Origin of the sequence: Chitinophaga sp. YR627, from assembly GCF_900114995.1 — a bacterium.
GTDB lineage: Bacteria > Bacteroidota > Bacteroidia > Chitinophagales > Chitinophagaceae > Chitinophaga.
Window position 1 is genome coordinate 188,925 of record NZ_FOUX01000009.1, and the last position, 19,510, is coordinate 208,434.

Annotated in this window: 11 protein-coding genes; 3 read left to right on the top strand and 8 right to left on the bottom strand. The window is 45.4% G+C overall.

Translation table 11 applies throughout. The features are described from left to right. Nucleotides 1-4 precede the first annotated feature (4 nt). The gene (locus BMZ72_RS36040; RefSeq protein ID WP_089816383.1) at nucleotides 5-2,119 is read right to left on the bottom strand and encodes a HEPN domain-containing protein; all 2,115 of its coding nucleotides are present in this window, start codon (nucleotides 2,117-2,119) and stop codon (nucleotides 5-7) included. A 552-nt stretch (nucleotides 2,120-2,671) separates the two neighbouring features. On the opposite strand from BMZ72_RS36040, the gene hxpB reads away from it, so the two are divergent. Next, nucleotides 2,672-3,325 (top strand): hexitol phosphatase HxpB, encoded by a 654-nt coding sequence (hxpB, locus tag BMZ72_RS36045; protein ID WP_089816384.1) that lies wholly within the window; start codon nucleotides 2,672-2,674, stop codon nucleotides 3,323-3,325. A gap of 486 nt (nucleotides 3,326-3,811) precedes the next feature. Here the strand turns inward: hxpB and rpsA are convergent, their stop codons facing one another. After that, nucleotides 3,812-5,704 carry a 30S ribosomal protein S1 gene (gene rpsA, locus BMZ72_RS36050; RefSeq protein WP_089816386.1) on the bottom strand — a complete coding sequence of 631 codons (1,893 nt, stop codon included), beginning with the start codon at nucleotides 5,702-5,704 and terminating at the stop codon, nucleotides 3,812-3,814. A 221-nt stretch (nucleotides 5,705-5,925) separates the two neighbouring features. On the opposite strand from rpsA, the gene BMZ72_RS36055 reads away from it, so the two are divergent. Together BMZ72_RS36055 and BMZ72_RS36060 are read left to right on the top strand one after the other, a co-directional pair. After that, nucleotides 5,926-6,804 carry a rhomboid family protein gene (locus BMZ72_RS36055; RefSeq protein WP_089816388.1) on the top strand — a complete coding sequence of 293 codons (879 nt, stop codon included), beginning with the start codon at nucleotides 5,926-5,928 and terminating at the stop codon, nucleotides 6,802-6,804. 46 nt (nucleotides 6,805-6,850) lie between these two features. Beyond that, complete coding sequence (locus tag BMZ72_RS36060; RefSeq protein ID WP_089816389.1) at nucleotides 6,851-8,080, top strand: 4-hydroxy-3-methylbut-2-enyl diphosphate reductase; 1,230 nt, start codon at nucleotides 6,851-6,853, stop codon at nucleotides 8,078-8,080. A 216-nt stretch (nucleotides 8,081-8,296) separates the two neighbouring features. On the opposite strand, the gene BMZ72_RS36065 is transcribed toward BMZ72_RS36060, so the two are convergent. From BMZ72_RS36065 to BMZ72_RS36090, 6 genes are all read right to left on the bottom strand, one after another. Continuing rightward, nucleotides 8,297-9,073 carry a LytR/AlgR family response regulator transcription factor gene (locus BMZ72_RS36065; RefSeq protein ID WP_089816391.1) on the bottom strand — a complete coding sequence of 259 codons (777 nt, stop codon included), beginning with the start codon at nucleotides 9,071-9,073 and terminating at the stop codon, nucleotides 8,297-8,299. Between the two features lie 18 nt (nucleotides 9,074-9,091). After that, nucleotides 9,092-11,044: a tetratricopeptide repeat-containing sensor histidine kinase gene (locus tag BMZ72_RS36070; protein ID WP_089816393.1), complete on the bottom strand. Its 1,953-nt coding sequence runs from the start codon at nucleotides 11,042-11,044 to the stop codon at nucleotides 9,092-9,094. 434 nt (nucleotides 11,045-11,478) lie between these two features. Further along, entirely contained in the window at nucleotides 11,479-12,165 is a 687-nt protein-coding gene (gene cmk / locus BMZ72_RS36075) for a (d)CMP kinase (protein ID WP_089816394.1), read from the bottom strand. Between the two features lie 73 nt (nucleotides 12,166-12,238). After that, complete coding sequence (locus tag BMZ72_RS36080; RefSeq protein WP_089816396.1) at nucleotides 12,239-13,810, bottom strand: T9SS type A sorting domain-containing protein; 1,572 nt, start codon at nucleotides 13,808-13,810, stop codon at nucleotides 12,239-12,241. Between the two features lie 43 nt (nucleotides 13,811-13,853). Continuing rightward, nucleotides 13,854-16,580, bottom strand: a complete 2,727-nt coding sequence (locus tag BMZ72_RS36085; RefSeq protein ID WP_089816398.1) for a beta strand repeat-containing protein — start codon at nucleotides 16,578-16,580, stop codon at nucleotides 13,854-13,856. 88 nt (nucleotides 16,581-16,668) lie between these two features. Continuing rightward, nucleotides 16,669-18,492 carry a hypothetical protein gene (locus BMZ72_RS36090; protein WP_089816400.1) on the bottom strand — a complete coding sequence of 608 codons (1,824 nt, stop codon included), beginning with the start codon at nucleotides 18,490-18,492 and terminating at the stop codon, nucleotides 16,669-16,671. Nucleotides 18,493-19,510 lie beyond the last annotated feature (1,018 nt).

Sequence of the window (19,510 nt, forward strand, 5' to 3'; positions counted from 1 at the left end):
TGAATTACTGTGCAGTAACTGCTGCTGCCTGATTTCTGAAAGCGTGTGCCTGTTTGTAGAAGTCTTCCGCCTGCTGATAGTATTCTTTTGCAAAGCTTTCAGAAGGTTCGTTCTGATTGATCTGCAATACCAGCGTCTTGAAACTACCATCCAGCGGCCATTTGCCTGTTTCTACAAAGTGTTTATCGAAGTCGTTGATGATACCGGTCTGGGTATTACAGCTTACGCCTTCACCCAGTAACAGTGCCTTCGCGGTCTGAACGAAAGTAGAGTAGGAATGATAGATACCATCCGCATACTGTTTTTCGTCCAGGGCTATTTTACCTGACTGCAGTTTTTCCTCGCCTTCAAACAGCAGGGTTGCTACCAGGTCAATTACCACGCTGGCGCATTCGCCCACACCAATAGCGGTTGCGAACTTATCGCCCTGACCCCAGTCTACGAAGTCTTCATCTTCCAGTGTACCCAGATCGGTCAATGGTTTCAGGAGGTCGTAGAAGTATTTTTCGCCCTGACGGTCGTAGTATTCGTTGAATTTCTCGTGTTGCTGTGCGTTAGCCTCGTAGTTCAGCAGCAGGGCACGCAGTACATCAGGACCACGTTTACTTGGTACTTTGATCACTTTATCTGCCACACGGCCCACGCCATCACCTACAATACCACCGCCCAGCAATACCTGGAGGGCTGGCAGTACCTTACCACCGCTTTTCAGGGAGGAACCGTGGAAACCAATGGAAGCGATACCGTGCTGTCCGCAGGAATTCATACAACCACTGATCTTGATCTTAATATCTTTATTATAAACCAGGTCCGGGAATTCTTCTGCGATTACCAGTTCCAGTGCAGTAGAGATACCGGTGCTGCTGGAGATGGCCAGGTTGCAGGTATCAGTACCAGGGCAGGCAGTGATATCTGCGATACTGTCGAAACCTGGTTCTGCGAAACCTGCTGCTTCCAGTACACTGAATACATAAGGCAGGTGTGCCGGCTGGATGTATTTGAGTAATAAACCCTGATTCGCAGTTACCCTTACATCATTGGCAACGGCTGGTCTGAGTGCTTCTACCAGCTGACGGGAGATCACTGAGCTAATGTTACCCAATGGTACACGTACATAGGCTGCATAGTAATCAGCCTGACGCTGACGGAAGGCGTTGGTCGCTTTCCAGGCCTCGTATTTCTTAGCATCCTTTACGGTATAGGCAGGCAAAGTAGCATCTGCTGCGGGTAATTCCGTCTCAGGCCATGCTGCTGCATCAATAGGGTAAGATTGCACCTTATTGGCAATACGTTCTTCTGCAACCAGTCTGGAAAACTCTTCAAAACCTAGTTTCTGTACCAGGAACTTCATACGTGCTTTATGACGGCTGGCTCTTTCACCATGACGGTCAAATACACGCAGTACGGATTCAATATATGGGATCAGCTGATCGGCTTCCAGGAATTCGTGTGCTACATGTGCCAGATAAGGCTGTGCACCAAGGCCACCACCTACCAGTACTTTGAAACCACGTACTTCTTCGCCGTTCACGATGCGTACTTTTGGAATAGCCCCCATGTCATGCATGAATGACCAAGCAGTATCTGCATCGCTGCTGGAAAATGACATTTTTATCTTACGACCCATATCCTGACAGATAGGATTACGCAGGAAGTAACGGAAGGTCGCATCAGCGTACGGCGTTACATCAAACGGCTCCTGCGGATCAATACCGGCTCTGTCAGAAGCTGTAATATTACGAACGGTGTTACCACATGCCTCACGGATAGTGATATCATCCAGGTCCAGTTTGCTCCATAATTCCGGTGTTCTGTCCAGGCTAACGAAGTGGATCTGAACGTCCTGACGGGTGGTCAGGTGGAGGTTTCCGGTTGAAAACTCATCAGACACATCAGAGATACGTTTCCACTGTTCCAGGGTCATTTTACCATAAGGTAATTTGATACGGATCATCTGTACACCAGGCTGACGCTGGCCATAAATACCCCTCGCCAGACGCAGGCTACGAAACTTTTCCTCAGGGATCTGTCCTTCACGGAATAAACGGATCTTCTTCTCCAGCTCTATAATATCTCTCTCAACGACAGGATTTTCCAGTTCTGTTCTGAAGCTTTGCATAAGTAATATTTTCTTGGTGGTAAATTATCAGAGATTAAAATGTTATTGTTCCTTATCAGATATAAAGTAAAAAGCCTCCGTGTAATATGACGGAGGCTTTGTATATTTTGTTTGATTCTTTTGATTGATCATTCGCCTTATACATCTGGGCCTCCGCAAAGCGCTTCCTATATTCCCCATTACTTTAGTAGACTATTACAAAGTTAGAAATATAGGCGAGAATACCAAAAGTATTTTAGGCCCCTGACATAGGAGATCCAGACCATGTGTCACCTTGCCTTCACACGTGAAATATGCCTGTATGGCGCGCTGTGTATAGGATAACAGCTCCGGCGTCGTGATAGGAGCCATAACCCCTGATTATAGCGGATAACTATTATTTATGCGCTGTAAGTCAATTACGAATCAGGAATTAGGAATTGAGGCTGACAGTGAATAAAGTCAACAACTCTTAACTCTTAATTCTTAATTACAGCATTTCAAATACCCTCCTCTTTAGTATAATCAGCCAGGCTGTCGTATCTTTGCGGCGCAGAAACAAATGAAAAGCACATGATAAACACGGTGATTTTTGATATGGACGGGTTGCTGATTGACTCTGAGCCACTTTGGGGCAGAGCCATGAGAGAAGTTTTCGCTACCGTAGGCGTTGACCTGACCATGGAACTGGCTAGTCATACTACCGGCCTTCGTACGGCTGAGGTGGTAGATTACTGGCATAACTACTTCAAATGGGAGGGTAAAAACAATGAGCAGGTAACCACCGAGATCATCGATGCGGTGATTGCCAAGATATTGGCTGAGGGTGAAGCGATGGAGGGACTGGAATACATCCTGGATTATTTCGCTAAAAAGAACTTCAAAATAGGACTGGCTTCTTCTTCTCCCCTGCGGCTGATCGAATCAGCGGTTGACCATATGGGTATCAGGGACCGTTTTCAGGTGATTTCCTCTGCGGAGTTTGAATCACATGGTAAACCGCACCCGGCAGTATATCTTACCTGTGCTAAAAAGCTGGGGAGTACGCCGCTGGAATGTGTGGCATTTGAAGATTCCGTAACGGGTATGACAGCTGCCAAGGCTGCCCGTATGAAGACGGTAGTTGTGCCGGAAGCACATAACCGCCAGAATAAGCGTTATGCGCTGGCGGATATACAGCTGAATTCCCTGCTGGATTTCAATGATGAAATTCTGAAGCAGCTGTAATTTGAAATTAAGAATTGACAATTAAGAATTAAGAATTGATACTTAATGACTTATTATTAATTAAGTATCGTCAAAAGTTATAAAAATAAAGTCCCGGTTGGCGATAGCTAACCGGGACTTCTATTTATAGTTACTGATACCAGACTGCTGTATCGCATCGTACTTTTACCGTCTACAGTCTCCCCTTTTCTCTATTTCCCACCTCTCTACCTGACATCTCTTATACTATCACCATCCTACGTTCATCCTAAGTTTGAATCGCAGCATTAAGGAAAGATAAGTATAGTCAAACTATAGTCAGACTATATCCACTAAATCCCAACCACCAGGCAACTCAACCTATTCCTTCTACTCATCCAACACTGATCTCCGAAGCAATCCTCCGCTGCATTCCAATTCTTAATTATTAATTCCTAATTCCTAATTAAAAAAAGAAGGGTGCTCCTTTCGGAACACTCTTCATGTATTTCAACAACCTAAAAAAGCTTATTCACCTTTTTTCTCGTCGCCTTCGTTCTGCTTCAGCTTCTCTCTCAGTTCAGCCAGTGCTCCCAGATCGCCCAGGGTAGCTTTTTCTACCTTGTTCTGGATAGTTTTCACAGCTTTACGAGTTTTGTCAGCTTCTTGCTTTCTTTCTTTGGCAACTGCTTCTTTCTCCTCATTTTTCGCTTGTTCCCACACTCTTGTATGAGATACCAGGATACGTTTTTCGCTACGATCGAATTCAATGATCATGAATTCTTTCACATCTTCAACGTTGATTGGTTTCTCATCTTCAGTGCGCAGGTGACGTGCAGGAGCGTATGCTTCCAGACCGTACTGCAGCTGAACTGTAGCACCTTTTTCGTCTTTCTTCACTACGGTACCTTCATGGATGGATCCAATCGGGAAGATAGTTTCGAAAGTGTTCCAAGGATCTTCTTCGATCTGTTTGTGACCCAGGGACAGTTTACGGTTATCTTTATCGATACCCAGAATAACTACCTCGATCTCGCTACCCACTTTAGTGTACTCACTTGGGTGGTTGAAGCGTTTGATCCAGCTCAGGTCAGAGATGTGGATCATACCACCGATACCAGTTTCCAGCTCAACGAATACGCCATAAGGAGTGATGTTCTTCACGATACCTTTGTGACGGCTATCCAGCGGGAATTTAGTTTCGATAGTAGCCCAAGGATCTTCTGTCAGTTGCTTGATAGACAGGCTCATCTTACGCTCTTCTTTGCTCAGTGTCACTACCACTGCTTCGTATTCTTCGCCTAATTTGAAGAATTCTTTAGCATTGATAGGAGTAGAAGCCCAGGAGATCTCAGATACGTGTACCAGACCTTCTACGCCAGGCAGAATTTCCAGGAATGCACCGTAATCTTCGATGTTCACTACCTTACCTTTTACGCGCGCACCTTCAGTGATGTGTGCAGGCAGGGTATCCCATGGGTGCGGAGTGAGTTGTTTGTAACCAAGGCTGATACGTTTTTTCTCGTCGTCGAAGTCCAGTACAACCACATTGATCTTCTGATCCATCTGGAGTACTTCGCTTGGATGAGAGATACGTCCCCAGCTGATGTCGGTGATGTACAGCAGACCATCCAGACCACCAAGGTCGATGAATGCGCCGAAATCGGTGATATTTTTGATAGTACCTTCCAGAACCTGGCCTTTTTCCAGTTTGGAGATAATATCCACTCTCTGCTGTTCGATATCGCTTTCGATAAGCGCTTTGTGAGAAACAACTGCGTTCCTGATGGCTTCGTTAACCTTAACCACCTTGAATTCCATTGTTTTGCCTACAAACTGGTCGTAGTCTGTAACAGGCTTAACATCGATCTGAGAACCTGGCAGGAATGTTTCCATACCATAAACGTCTACGATCAAGCCGCCTTTGGTTTTGCTGGTAACAGTACCAGTAACCACTTCGCCGGTTTTGTAAACTTCCACGATTTTTTCCCATGCACGCTGTTGACGAGCCTGTTTACGGCTCAGGTGCAGGTTACCATCACGGTCTTCTTTTTCAACAACCAGTACTTCAACTTCGTCTCCTACTTTCAGACCCTGCAGATCACGGAACTCGTTCAGTGAAATCAGACCGTCAGATTTGAAACCGATGTTGATCACTACGTCTGTTTTGGTTAAACCAACTACAGTACCAGTGAGCAGGCCGTTTTCTTCGATCACTTTGAAAGTGTTGTCGTACGTTTCATCGTACTTCGCTTTCTCTTCTTTGTTATAAGAAGATACATTACGTTTGTCTACGCTCCAGTCGAAATCATCGTGAGCTGTAGCCACAACTGGCGCATTTGTTGTCGCTGTTTCCTGAGCTGCTGCTGCAGGTGCCTGTTGTTCAGCGTTTTGTTCGTTAGAAATGTTGTTTTCTGCCAAAATTTGGTTCCTCCTTTTGTTAAATTCCCCCGGATTTTTAGGGCCCGGAAGTTTAAGTTGGACGGCAAAGATACTTAATATTCATAAAAAAATCATGATTTTTCACATGTTTAACGCATCTCCAACCTCTTCCATCTCAATGCTTCCTTAGCACCGTTCCGGCAAAAAAAATGTACTGTTAAATCGATATACGATTGCAGATTTTGTACTAATTTTCAAGTATGAACGGGACCTCATTCAGCGCTGATATTCGCTACTGGCTTAGACAGGGAAACACAATTAATCTTCTTCTTTTCTGGAATGTAATTGTTTTTCTCGTCGTGGGAATTGTGTACCTGATCGGCAAAATAGCTCCATCGACCGGTTTCATTTCCCTTTTTATTGCTGACAATCTCTCTATACACTCCAATGTGTTCGCTTTCCTTAGAAAGCCCTGGGGATTAGTCACTTACATGTTTACTCATTTCGAATTCCTGCATATTGTCTTTAATATGCTTAACCTGTACTGGTTCGGGAATATCTTCAGATCTTTCCTGGGAAACCAGCGTGTACTGCCGCTTTACCTTCTCGGCGGGATCGCTGGTGGTGTTGCCTATCTCCTGGTCTATAACCTGATATTTGGCGGCGCCAATGTTCCCATGATCGGCGCTTCGGCATCGGTGATGGCGATCCTGATCGCCTGTGCCACCAAATTGCCCAACTATGAGATCGGACTGCTCCTGATCGGTACTATCCGGTTAAAATGGCTGGCTATCATCGTGATCGTACTGGACCTGGTATCACTGACTCAGGGAAACATAGGCGGCATTACCGCACATATGGGTGGCGCGCTCTTTGGCTTTATCTATATCCAGCTCCTCAACAACGGTACAGACCTCGGACAACCACTGATCTGGCTCTTTAACAGACCAGTGCGTACAGCAGCTGCCAGACGCCGCTCTTTCAAACCCAAGAAGTCGCCGCTCAAAGTGGTGAAACCTGGTATGGAGGAAAATAAACAGCTCCGCCTGGACCAGCTCCTCGACAAGATCAACGACAATGGCATCGAAAGCCTTAGTCCTGAAGAAAGAGCCTGGTTAAAGAAAATGAGCCAGGAATAGCCGGCCCTGCCTGTCAGCCATTCAAAATATGTAACTTCGCCGCCAGATGAAAACATTTAACGTTCCTATTATATATCGCAGTCCGCTGATCACGGCGATCAAAAATCGCCGTAAGCAGCAGGACCGTATGAAAAAGGATTTTACGCCAACCGTACTGGATTTCGGTCCGTTGAAGATATTACTGGCCCGTCACTTCGGCTTCTGCTACGGAGTGGAAAATGCCATCGAGATCGCCTTTAAGACAGTAGAAGCCAATCCTGACAAAAGGATCTTCCTGCTCAGTGAAATGATCCACAATCCACATGTCAATAATGACCTGCTGGAAAAAGGGGTACAGTTTATCATGGACACTGCCGGTAAACAACTGGTGCCATGGGAATCACTGACATCTGAAGATATTGTGATCATCCCGGCTTTCGGCACCACGCTCGAAATAGAAGAGAAACTGAGTTCCCTGGGCATCGCTCCCCTGCAATACAATACGACCTGTCCTTTTGTGGAAAGAGTGTGGAACAAGGCAGAACAGATCGGTAAACAGTCCTACAGCGTCATTGTACACGGTAAACCTGGTCATGAGGAAACCCGTGCTACCTTCTCTCATAGCCGTAGCAATACACCGACTGTCGTTGTAAAAGATATAAAAGAGGCCCGGTTACTGGCAACCTTTATCACCGGAGAGAAAAACCCGGAAGAGTTCTATACCCTCTTTAAAGGACAATACTCCCCTGGTTTTGATGTGATCAATGACCTGCAACGCGTAGGTGTTGTGAACCAGACCACTATGCTGGCAACGGAAACACAGGCGATCGCTGACTATATCAAAAATGTGATCATGGACAGATATAGCCTCGATGCTTCGAATGTCAGTGAACGCTTTGCCGATACCCGGGATACCCTCTGTTACGCGACCAACGACAACCAGAGCGCTGTGACCGGTCTGCTGGAAGAATCTGCTGACCTGGCTATTGTTGTAGGCGGTTATAACAGTTCCAATACATCCCACCTGGTAGAACTCTGCGAAGTGAAACTGCCTACCTATTTCATCTCTTCTGAGGAGAAACTGGTAAGTGCCGAAGAGGTACATCACTGGGATTTCCATCACAAACAGGAATTACACAGCCGTGCTTTTCTGCCTGGCAAAGAGCAGGTAACCATTATGCTGACAAGTGGCGCCTCCTGCCCTGACGCGATGGTCGAAGCGGTGATCAGAAGACTCCTGTCCTTTTATAACCTGGAAGATAAAATGGAAGCAGTGGCGGCTACATTCGCAGAATAGCAACACGATATAAAATAGTATAAAAGCAAAAAAGACACCAGGCGGTGTCTTTTTTCTTTGGGGCTAATCAATGCTAGTAATGCAGAGAAAAAAAATTTTATATCGTAATAAGTTTAAACCTGAGTCAAAAGTAGTTTTTCAGACGTATGCCCGCAACAGAGAATTATTATCCGGTGGTCTATTTCCTGTAAGTGGCGTAAAACAGGTTAAATCTGGTTAGAACTGCATCGCCTTTTTCAGGAAATCGGCCTTCCTTCTGCGTGAAATTTCCACCTGTGTACCATCGCTCATCAGTGCAAACCCGCCCTCACCCTGTATATAAGATTGCATCTGCTGTAAGTTGATGAGGTGTGAATTATGTACCCTGAAAAAATCAACGTCAGTCAGCAGCTCCTCAAATTCCTTCAACGGTCTGGATACCATGAGGTTCTTTTTATCTGTAAAAAAGATCCGGGTATAGTTGCCGGTTGATTCGCAGCGTACTATATTCTGTACCGGCATAAAAACCAGTCCGTTAATGGTTGGGAGCGCTATTTTCTTGTGTGTCTGATGCAGTGTTTTCATATTCTGGAGGAACACTTCCAGTGGAGAAGTGGTCGTTTCCGGCTGACCATTACTGGCGTTACTGCTACGACGGGCGATACATTTCTGGATGGCATCCTGTAACTCTTTCACGCTGAAAGGTTTCAGTAAATAGTCCAGCGCATTGAACTTGATCGCTTTCAGGGCGTACTGTTCATAGGCTGTAGTGAATATTACATCAAAAGTGATCTTATCGAACATTTTCAGCAACTCAAAGCCATTCTGATGTGGCATTTCCACATCGAGGAACACCACATCCGGCTGTAATTCCGTTATCAGTTCCTTTGCTTCTTTTACACTATTCACGCCTCCCAGTACAGTCACTTCCGGACATTTCTTCTGAAGCATTGTCTGAAGAGCATCTATACAGTGTTGCTCATCATCAACGATGATTGCTTTAATTTCGCTCATGCTGTCTGTGTAGGTTTTTTAAAATATAAATTCCACCGGTAAGATGAGTGTCACCTTTGTACCTAATGCTTTACCTGTCTCATCTTCCAGGTCTATAATCGTCACATCTGCTTCTTTGGTATTGTTGATCTTCCTGATGAGGTCTATACGGCCCTCTGTTACTTTCATGCCCATTGAGCGATGGGTCTGTCCCTTTTTTTCCTTTATTTCTATTGCCTTTTTCCGTCCTATACCATTATCTGTTACCGTACAGGTCAGGGTTTTTCCTTTCAGTGTGACTTCTATATCCAACATGCCCCGGCCGGATTTATGTACCAGGCCATGCCAGATTGCATTCTCTACGTATGGTTGAATGATCATCGGTGGGATCATTACTTCTTCTTCGTTAATATCTTCTGCTACGATGATCTGGTATTCAAATACGTCATTACAGCGCAACTTCTCCAGGTCCAGGTACAGGCGTAATGATTCCAGTTCCTTATTCAAAGATATGAATGTGTACTGCGTATTATCAAGTATCATTCTCATTAAGCGGGAAAATTTCGTCAGATAGTCTGACGCTTCTTCCTGGTTATTACTCCAGATAAACCGGTGAATGGAGCTGAGAGAATTGAAAATGAAGTGAGGATTCATCTGTGCACGCAGGGAACGCAGCTCCAGTTGCAGGGTCTGTTTTTTAGTTTCCAGGTTTCTGTGCCGGATATAGAAGAAACCACCTACTCCCAGCATCAGTACAAATCCGGCCATTGACAGGGTATAGACTACATTCCGCCGGGTACGCAGTTCACTAATCTGTTTATCATGTTCCAGCAGCTTGATCTGGTTGTCTTTACGATCCACTTCATAGATCGCCTGTGTTTGAGCCCATGCCAGGGAAGACTTTTCATTGATCAGGCTATCCTTGTATACCAGCGACTTATCCAGCGCTTCCATGGAACGTTTGAAATCGCCTGAAGCCTTATAGTCGCCGGCCATTGCCTTGTATGCCTCCATCAGCAGGTATTTGAACCGCCAGATAAGGCTCAGGTTAATGGACTGCATGAAGTATTTCCGGGCTTCATCATGTTTACCCCGGAGGCTCCAGAGCTTTCCGATGTTCAGGTAACTTTCTGCGACATGCACCTTGTCATCCACATTTCCATTCACTTCCAGTGCCTTATTCAGGTATTCCAGGGCGAGGGCATAGTCTTTTTTCTCCTGGTAAACAGAGCCGAGGGAGTTGTAACAAATGGCCAGTCCGACGCTATTATCGAGTTGCTGATTGACAGCCAGTGATTTCTTATAATATTCAATAGCCAGGTCCAGTTTTTTCAGTCCCTGGTAAGCATAACCGATATTACCGAGGTTGATGGCTACGCCCAGGTTATTCTTACTTTGCCTTTCCAGTTCGAGGGCCTTTTCAAAGTGATTGATCGCTTCCGCGTATTTTTCGGTGGAGAGATGAATATTCCCGATGCTATTAATAGCGATACAGATATTACGGACGTCATTGATCTTTTCGGCCAGCTGTAACGCTCTGAAATGGTAGTCGAATGCTTTTTCCAGCTGATCGTCCATACGGCGGTAATCAACGCCGGTATTGTTCAGGGCAATACAAAGCCAGAGATCATTTCTTGCTTCTTCAGCGTATTTAACAGCTTTCTGATGATAATCGGCGGCGAGCAGATATTCCGATTTGTTTCTTTTGGAGGTGCCGGTTTCGTTGTATGCATTGAAGGCGCCACGCGCATATTTCATGCGCAGCGAAAGTGTAATTGCCTCCTGAAAAAAGGGGTTTTCTGTCCCACGTTTATCAAAGTACCGTCCCAGCGATCTGCCTTTATCGATCAACCAGTTTACTTTACCGGTATCACCGGGGAGCCGGCGGGCAGAATCGAGTGTGCGGAATACAAGCACGGAATCCTGTGCCTGAATATCATTCCCTTTTACCAACAATAGCAAGAAAAGTAGATAGAAATAGCCTTTAAACATGCATCAGCCGGGTAATACCACAAGTTAATTAAAAAAGCGAAAGGGCGAAAGAATTCGCCCCTTCTTCCTATTAACCGAATACACCTACTGAAAATATGGAGCAAAGGCAGGCATCCCTGCCCTGCACCACATTAAGTTTAATAAATATCAGCCCACAAAGCCACGATATATAAAATATAGTTTAGTAACGGTTAATAGCAACAGGTCTATGGATATAGTTATACTAAGATCTGTTGAGACCTTATACGACTTCTCTTGACCACGTTGGGTATAATATATTGTAAACGGCACACTGTTATGAACCGGTCAACACGATACAATAAAAATTGCAGGAAATTCGAGAGGATGTGGAAAATTACCGAAAGGGTTTCTCCCCGGTTATGACCGGGAACACAACAAATTTAAAAAGGATTTCTTAAAACTAAAAAATAATTTCAGGACTGCACCAAAGTAGCATCTTCAACCCACTGAATTACCAGTTTCAGCTGTTCATCCTGGCTTAGTTGGCTATTGTCCAGAATAATGGCATCTTCTGCTTTTCTGAGGGGGCTGATTTCCCGGTTGGTATCGATATAATCCCTGAGTTCCAGGTTTTCCTTTACCTCATGAATGCTGATATTTTTGTTTTTCGCATAGAGTTCCTTGAAACGGCGTTCTACGCGGATAGCTGCATCAGCGGTCATGAATATTTTCAGTTCTGCATCCGGGAATACGGTGGTACCGATATCCCTTCCGTCCATTACGATTCCTTTTTTAACGCCCATTTTCTGTTGCTGGGCCACTGCGAATTCGCGCACTTCTTTTACGGCGGCTACTTCGCTTACTTTTTCTGCTACGAGCATTTCCCGGATCATGTGCTCTACATTTTCCCCGTTGAGGGTAATTTCAGAGACCTGGGAGATCGGGTTGAATTCAAATTCCAGGTGGATGTCACGTAAAGCTTCCTTTACCGCATCATGATTTGTCCAATCCACCCGGTTCTGAATAAAATAAAGGGTGATAGCACGGTACATGGCGCCGCTGTCAATGTAGACGTAGTCCAGTTGCGCTGCCAGTTGCTTTGCCAGCGTACTCTTTCCACATGAAGAATAACCATCGATCGTGATAATAATCTTTTTCAAAACCCCTTTTATTAAATGCTGTATGAAGTAATAGACGGTGTAAAGTTAAAGGAAAAATGGAATATCATCAGCATCAATGGTCTATTACGACAACTTTGCAGACGTAAGCTTGTTTTCCGCTCTCTTTGTGCGTCAATACCAGGAAGTAGGTACCTGTAGGCATATCTCTGATATTCAACTCGCTCTGACCCACCATTTCCTGTTTGCGGATCTGCTGACCCCATGTATCGAATATCTGTACGATCAGCGGCGTCTTAATACCTTTGACAGTTACCTTGAACTGACCATAGTTCGGGTTCGGGAATACGGTCGCCTGAATCAATGGCCCTACTTCCCTTACGTCTGTATAGACATATTTTCCGGTAGCGGATACAGCTTTTATACGGTAATAGCTCCAGCCGTCGTAGTCATTGGTATCCTGGTAATAGTAATCCAGGCGGGTTGTGCTGTTGCCATTCGGCGCTTTGGTGGCCACGGTAGCGATCTTCTTAAATACCGTTTCATTATCCAGCATACGCTCGATCTCAAATACGGCATTGTTGGTCTCGCGGGTAGTAGCCCACACGATATCCACCAGTGAATAGCTGATCCGGTATGCATTGAAATGTATGAAATCAGCGGGGAGATAACTATAAGATAAGGATGCCAGTTTGGCGAAATAACTATTGTTTCCAATGCCGGCCATACCGCGGGAATGCATGGTAGCAGACTGACGCATAGGTTGTGTGGTCAGGGTACCGGGCCCCATATTGTCGTTAGCCGACTTACGCAATTCCCAGTTACCATCCAGGAATGCGCTGATATAACTGCCGGAACGGTTCAAACTATATTCAGCCGCTTCGTCAGCATCCATGTGTTGTAATGAAACGGCGGTCACGCCGGTACCATTTCCTTCCTGACCCAGGTTCCATGTTTTGAATACGACACTATCATACACTGTTCTACCTGCAATAGCCTGGGTGTAAACGCTGTCAAACACTCTTGCTTTAAAGTCTTCCGGACTTCCTTCATATCTCACACCGGCAGGTGCATAATTCGTAGCATTTGTCCCTACGGGGAATACTACCTGTCCGGCGGTACTGCTCAGTTTTGCACGATACAGAAATCCACCACCTGTTTCCGGTCCGGTAACAATAAAACGCTGATCACTGTAACCAGTGATCTTACCCGGATTATTCACACCTACCTGTAAGTTCCATCCATTCAGATAGACGTGACCGTTGGTAAGCTGTAAAGTATTTCTTACCTGCAGGTCATTCAGATCTGCGAGGATGATCCCGTTTGTATTGCTGACTTCCAGGTTGGGGAAGCTGGGGCCTGCTTTAGCGGCTACGTTATATCCGCCGGCAACGATCTGCTGGCCTTTATTACCGGCAAAACGGAAGGTACCGCCTGTACCATCTTTACCGGAAGTGCTTTCATCTGACAATAAAGCGGTATAACCATTTGTCCATTGCTTTCCGAGGAAATAAAGCACGGAGGCCGGACTAGAGCCCAGCGTTCCATCATTGGTCACATCGCCAAAGAAGGCAACGTTTCCAAAGCTCCATACTTTACCATCAGCAGGAATATAGGCAGCCTGCTGGGCATGTATGGTATTTATTGAGAGAACCAGAAAACATAATATGAGTAAATATCTCTTCATGCAGGTATTATGCTTTTAGTATCGCTTCCTGTGCTTTTAATAGTTATTGAACAAACGCTGTAACAATCCATCTGCTGTCGTCACCTGAATAAACGAGAGTAACCGTACCATTACCTGTAGTGGTAATATTATTATTACCATTATTGGTCAGTATCCTGTTGGCATTAGCGCCACCAGTGTCATTCGCAATCGTCATATTACGGCCAGTCGCGTTATAGATCGTAATTGTACGACCATCTGTTCCATTCGCAATACTATTAATCGTGAAATCATTATTTGTAGGGGCCGTTATTTTGATAAAAGTCACATTACCAAAATTGACGTTATTATTATTACCAGTGGATAATGTCGCAGTACCACTACCTACAACAACCGTGTTGAGCGTCATACCATCCAGTGATGTTCCTTTTGTAATGTCTCCATTGGAAGCAATTACCAGTGGTGTACCACTGCCAGAAGACAGGTTCGTAACACGTATAGCATCATTATTCGCGTTAATGTGCAGACGTTTTGCCGGTGTTGCGCCACCCAGGCCGATCCCCACATTACTATTCTGTAGTCTCATGATCTCCGTGAATGTAGGTCCGCTGTAGTTATAACTCTTAAATACAATCGGTTCATCACCATCATCCCCAATAATAAATTCAAAACCGCCATTATTAGCAGTACCGGTTGCACCAAATTCAAAATAGTCTGTCCCCGCAGAACAACCTTTCATACGGAAGTTACCATCTGCAGTTGTCCACATTTTCGGATTATAAAAACTTACAGTTGATGGAACCGCGAACTGTAACGCAGAGCGCATATATGTCACCATCTCGTTATTATCGTTGTAGTCAGGATAGGTGTCTGTCAGTCCTAATGTCTGCCTGCGACCAAATTCCAGCAGGGATGTATTATTGGATTTGATCACCATTTTATTATCATCGGTTGTACCGAGGAACTGTGTAGTAGCATCTACCGCACTGTTACCCGTGATCAGCCAGTTGCTCGCAGCAGCATTCTGTGTCACGATCACATCGCCATTGTTATTGATGGATAAAACCTTGCTATTATAAGGTTGAACGGTGGCGCTATTCAATGCTCTCAGACGCAGACCGGAAACACCGGTACCAGCTACAGTACCGCCTACGTCCAGTGTATTGCCTGGAGCGTTAACACCTACGCCCAGACGGTTATTGGTATTATCCCAGAAGAAGTTAGCGTTCTTTTGCGTTACCAGTCCGCCGGCACCTGCAAACAGGACAGAACCTGTTGTCATAGACTGGATAGATAAGTTATTGCCTATACTACCATTACCATTGATCCAAAAGTTGGCTGTCTGTGCACTTGCATTGTTATTCTGAATGTAGTTACCTGAACCAGCAGGAATATCAGCAGCCGCAAGATTGCCCCCTGTTGTAACACGCCCTTTGGCATCTACGGTCACTTTGGTATAAGTACCGGCAGTGACACCACTGTTAGCGAGTGTTACTGGGATGCTGGTTGTACCGCTACCCGTTGCGTCACCAGTTAAAGTGATCGTGGTAGAAGAAGCAGAAGGCGTATAATATTCAAAGCCGTTACCGCCACTGTTCACACGGATGGATTGTCCGGCGGAGCCGAAATAGTTCAGTCCCAGACCACCTCTTGCGATCGGGAATACACCATTGATGATCTTACTTGCATCAAGACCGGGAATATCGGTATCCTGCAATGTGGTACCATTGGTTACCCTACCTTTTGCATCGGTGGTTACTTTCGTATAGGTACCGGCGGTACCCACATTAACAAGGGAAGTATTTACAGAATAAAAGTTACCCGTAGCGGTCACATCACCATTGAAGTTGGGTGTGGAAGTCAGTGCCACATAATCATTTGACCATTCGATCCCACTGCCGTCAGCCTTTACCTTCATCACATCCTTAGCGGAACCGAGGTAATTGATACCGGTACCACCCTGTGCTACAGGCAATACACCACTGGTGATCTTGCCTGCATCTATATTAGGAATATCGTTTGCATCCAGTGCCCTGAAAGACGGTGCACCGTTTGACCATACCGGGGAAGCGAAAAACAGTCTTTGGTTCTGGTTATTAAATGTCGCGGTTAATGTACCGGATGTAGTAACCGGGCTATTGGTCACTGTGAATATGGAAGGCAGTGATAAGCCTACGGAGGTTACTGTACCAGATCCGCCACCGGTAGGTGCTTTTGGCATCCAGGTACTGGTTGCATTGTCCCAGGTCAGGACGTAGTTATTCGTTGGAGCAGTATTAGAAACATTTCGTCCCTGGAGCTGTGAGGCATTCCAGAGCGCAGTTGTATTTAAGGCTGAGATCACACCACCTGCGGTGATGCCGATACCCGTACCGGCACTGAATGCGGCTCTCGCCCTTGCATCAGTATAATACAGGTTTACAGACTCAGTAATATTGTTGGTGGTTAAGGTAACAGCAGGACCAGTTTGTCCGTTCACGGATGTAACACCGCTGGTTGTAGCGGTTTCGTCGATCAGTTTTCTCCAGATACCATTTTTTCTGACATAGAGGGTTTTGTCAGGAACATAGTAAATGATCATACCGTCAGGTGCAGCATTCAATGGAGCCACGCTATAATTACTTACGCGGGGCAATAAAAGTCCCTGTTTATCACTGTTCAGGTCTAACAATGCAGATTTCTCGATCACTGTAGGAGCGGATCCCAATTTTAGCTGCTGTGCGTGTGCCAGTACGGGAAGTAAGAAAGCACACAAGCTCAGGAGACCGCCGCGACAATTCAATATTTTCATAGGTCTTTATAGGTAGGTTACTGGAAATGCAGCATAACAATGAGTAACAGGAGCAGCGACAAGCTGCTCCTGTTAAATAAGATGCTTATTATTTTCTGATGATGTACCAGTTAACGCCATCAGTCTGTACTGTAATGAAAGTCCAGTCGTTGTAGATCATGTAATCAGCACCGCCTTCGATCGTACCAGCAGCTGGCTGGATCTTCACAGCGTTGTTGATATCACCTGTACCGATCTTTTTGATCGTGTATATACGACCAGCGATACCAGCAGCAGGAGCTGGCAGTGTGATAGTGAGTGCACCAGCTGTTGCGTCAGCCAGTACAGTATTATCAGTCTCGCTTAATGTATAAGATACCGCTGTTCTGTAAATTCTCATCTGTACAGAACCGTTCACTTCCAGTGTTGAGTTGGCAGGAGCGCTTGTACCTACAGCTACACCAGCAGCGAAGCTTTTATTACCGGCGAAGCTCTGGTTACCAGTTGATACCACACCTCGTTGAGCTGTCGTATGAGAAGCGTCTACAGCACTTGCGTTTGGCAGGTTGAACGACACATCGTTAGTAGTCGCCTGAATATCGAAGTTTGTACCAACGCTATCAGTTTTGAAATTCACGTTCACGTTATCAGTAGTACCTGTACCTGCTTTAATTGTGCGGATCGCTTTTGCGATAGCATCGAGGTCAAAAGGTCTTTTAGTCACTGTGCTACCTTCACGAACCAATACATCATAAGATGTAGCGGTAGCCGCGTTGGCTACTGTTGTCAGATCTAAAGTCCCATTGAGCGTAGTTGCGTTGGTTACTGCCAGTGTGTTGAGGGTAGTTCCACCAGTTACCGTCAGGTTGTTACCCAGGTTGGTAGCACCGGTTACTCCGAGTGTACCGCCTACTGTAGTTGCACCAGTCAGTGTAGAGGTACCAGTTACTGACAGATTATTACCCAGTGTAGTAGCACCGCTTACGTTGAGCGTGTTAGCTACAGTGGTTGCACCATTAAAGGTCTTATCGCCACCGAAAGTCTGTACACCGGTAGTTACGATACCCGCTTGTGCAGCGCCTGCGGCAACGAGTTCCAGTTTATAGCTGGCAGTAGCAGCATCATAAGTGATACGGCCACCTCTGTTTACTTCAGCAGCAGCAACAGTGGTGATGAAGTCAGCGATAGACATATTGTTACCGCTGGACAGTGCCTGTAATTTATCCCAGTCAGATTTTTTCAGGAAACCGTAGGTGGCGGTGGTAGATGGCGCCAGGATCGGTGCATTTACAGTTACCTCACCGGTTGCCACGTTTTCAGTCACGTTGAATGCTGCGTTTGCAGAGTCAGCGGTAGTTTTAATGTTGTTGAACAGGGTGTTGAAGGCTGTCTGCGGTAATGTTCTTTTAGCAACGACACCAGCAGCGCTCAGCATGATCACTTCCAGGGTGGTGTTATCTGCATTCACCGTGGAGAGTTTCACTTGTCTGTCAGCCTGTACGCCAATTGCTTCTACACCATTTGTACGGATAGACAGTGGCTGTGCGTCGGAAGTACCGATGTAATCAGTAGCAGCAGTACCTGCATTACCTTTCAGGCTCCAGTTAGCCAGTGCGTCAGCAGTGCTTGCGATTTTCACCCAGGCGCCTGCTTTTCTCATGTAGATACCTTCAGTAGTAGCACTACCGCTTGCCAGGTATACAACCATTCCATCTACGACATCAGTTCCGATGGCGGCGTCGATAGCGGTAAAGTTTGGAACTCTTGGCAGCAAGAGACCCTGCTTGGTACTATTCAGCTCGAGAATAGCTGATTTAGTGATCTGGGAGGGGTTGTCGCCAATCTTCATCTGAGCGTTGGCGGCGGTAGCTGCCAGCGTGATGCCACCAGCCAGAACGAGTGTACGGGAAGTGTTACGTATAACTGATTTCATAGTATAGGGATAGATAAATTTTATGTTTAATTAATTGTTCTGATGTAATTGCAAACGACCTCCACCATGATTAAATCATGCACATCTATCGGCTGATAGTTTATTCTTTTTAATAAACTACACAGACCAATTACCCGCGTTTGCCAGGCATTCAGTTTTTCAGTAAAAAATGTCAGGTTAAAAAAGGTAGTGGATGTGGTTATTGTTCACGTGTCTGTTTACGAAACGATTTATGCTGATGCCAAGTGAAACAACCTTAGCAGTATTGTATGGTGCAAATATCTAATATTATTAACAATCATGTTATGACATGAACGTATGATTTTGATTTATAAATAGGTTTTACATAGTATTGATTTTCATTTGTTTATTTTTTAAATATATGAGGAGCACTGATTACCATATCCCTGAATTCAGGGATATAGCAGTATGGTAACACTTTCATGTTATATTTAATACAAGTAGCAGATAGTCATATTAATATACGGTGGGTCATATAAATATCTGATAGCGGGAGCTGCTTATTGTTGGGAGTTAGGGGCGTTACTGCGGGTTGAGGTGGGACGTCGGGCTGACGCCCTTTTTCGAGGCGTGCTATTGGGCGGTGTTGTATTGGGCCTAGGGATGGTTGATTCCCCCCTTGTCAAGAGGGACACTGGTTGTTGGTAGTTTGGTTGAGGTGAGTTGGGTAGTGGCTGCGGGTTGAGGTGGGACGCCGGGCTGACGCCCTTTTTCGAGGCGTGCTATTGGGCGGTGTGGGGCGTATTGGGCGGTGGGATGGTTGATTAAATCCCTGTCAAGCGGGGCAGACTCTCAAAGGGCTAAGGCCCTTTGTCTCCACCTTAACCCCTCCGCTGACGTGACTGTCTCTTAGGTAGTAGTCGTATATGAGAACTGTCGATCTGTTTATCTAAACACTTATCTATTCCATATAGTCATCTAATCATCCATTTTCCCATCTCTTACTTTATCTGTCTGTCCATCTATCTAAACATTTATCGTTTCTATGTAATCACCT

Excerpts from the sequence above, each read along its gene's own strand:
- BMZ72_RS36065 (WP_089816391.1), bottom strand. The coding sequence starts at position 9,073 with ATGAGCGAAATTAAAGCAATCATCGTTGATGATGAGCAACACTGTATA.
- BMZ72_RS36040 (WP_089816383.1), bottom strand. The coding sequence starts at position 2,119 with ATGCAAAGCTTCAGAACAGAACTGGAAAATCCTGTCGTTGAGAGAGAT.
- BMZ72_RS36080 (WP_089816396.1), bottom strand. The coding sequence starts at position 13,810 with ATGAAGAGATATTTACTCATATTATGTTTTCTGGTTCTCTCAATAAAT.
- hxpB (WP_089816384.1), top strand. The coding sequence starts at position 2,672 with ATGATAAACACGGTGATTTTTGATATGGACGGGTTGCTGATTGACTCT.
- BMZ72_RS36085 (WP_089816398.1), bottom strand. The coding sequence starts at position 16,580 with ATGAAAATATTGAATTGTCGCGGCGGTCTCCTGAGCTTGTGTGCTTTC.
- BMZ72_RS36060 (WP_089816389.1), top strand. The coding sequence starts at position 6,851 with ATGAAAACATTTAACGTTCCTATTATATATCGCAGTCCGCTGATCACG.
- BMZ72_RS36090 (WP_089816400.1), bottom strand. The coding sequence starts at position 18,492 with ATGAAATCAGTTATACGTAACACTTCCCGTACACTCGTTCTGGCTGGT.
- BMZ72_RS36055 (WP_089816388.1), top strand. The coding sequence starts at position 5,926 with ATGAACGGGACCTCATTCAGCGCTGATATTCGCTACTGGCTTAGACAG.
- BMZ72_RS36070 (WP_089816393.1), bottom strand. The coding sequence starts at position 11,044 with ATGTTTAAAGGCTATTTCTATCTACTTTTCTTGCTATTGTTGGTAAAA.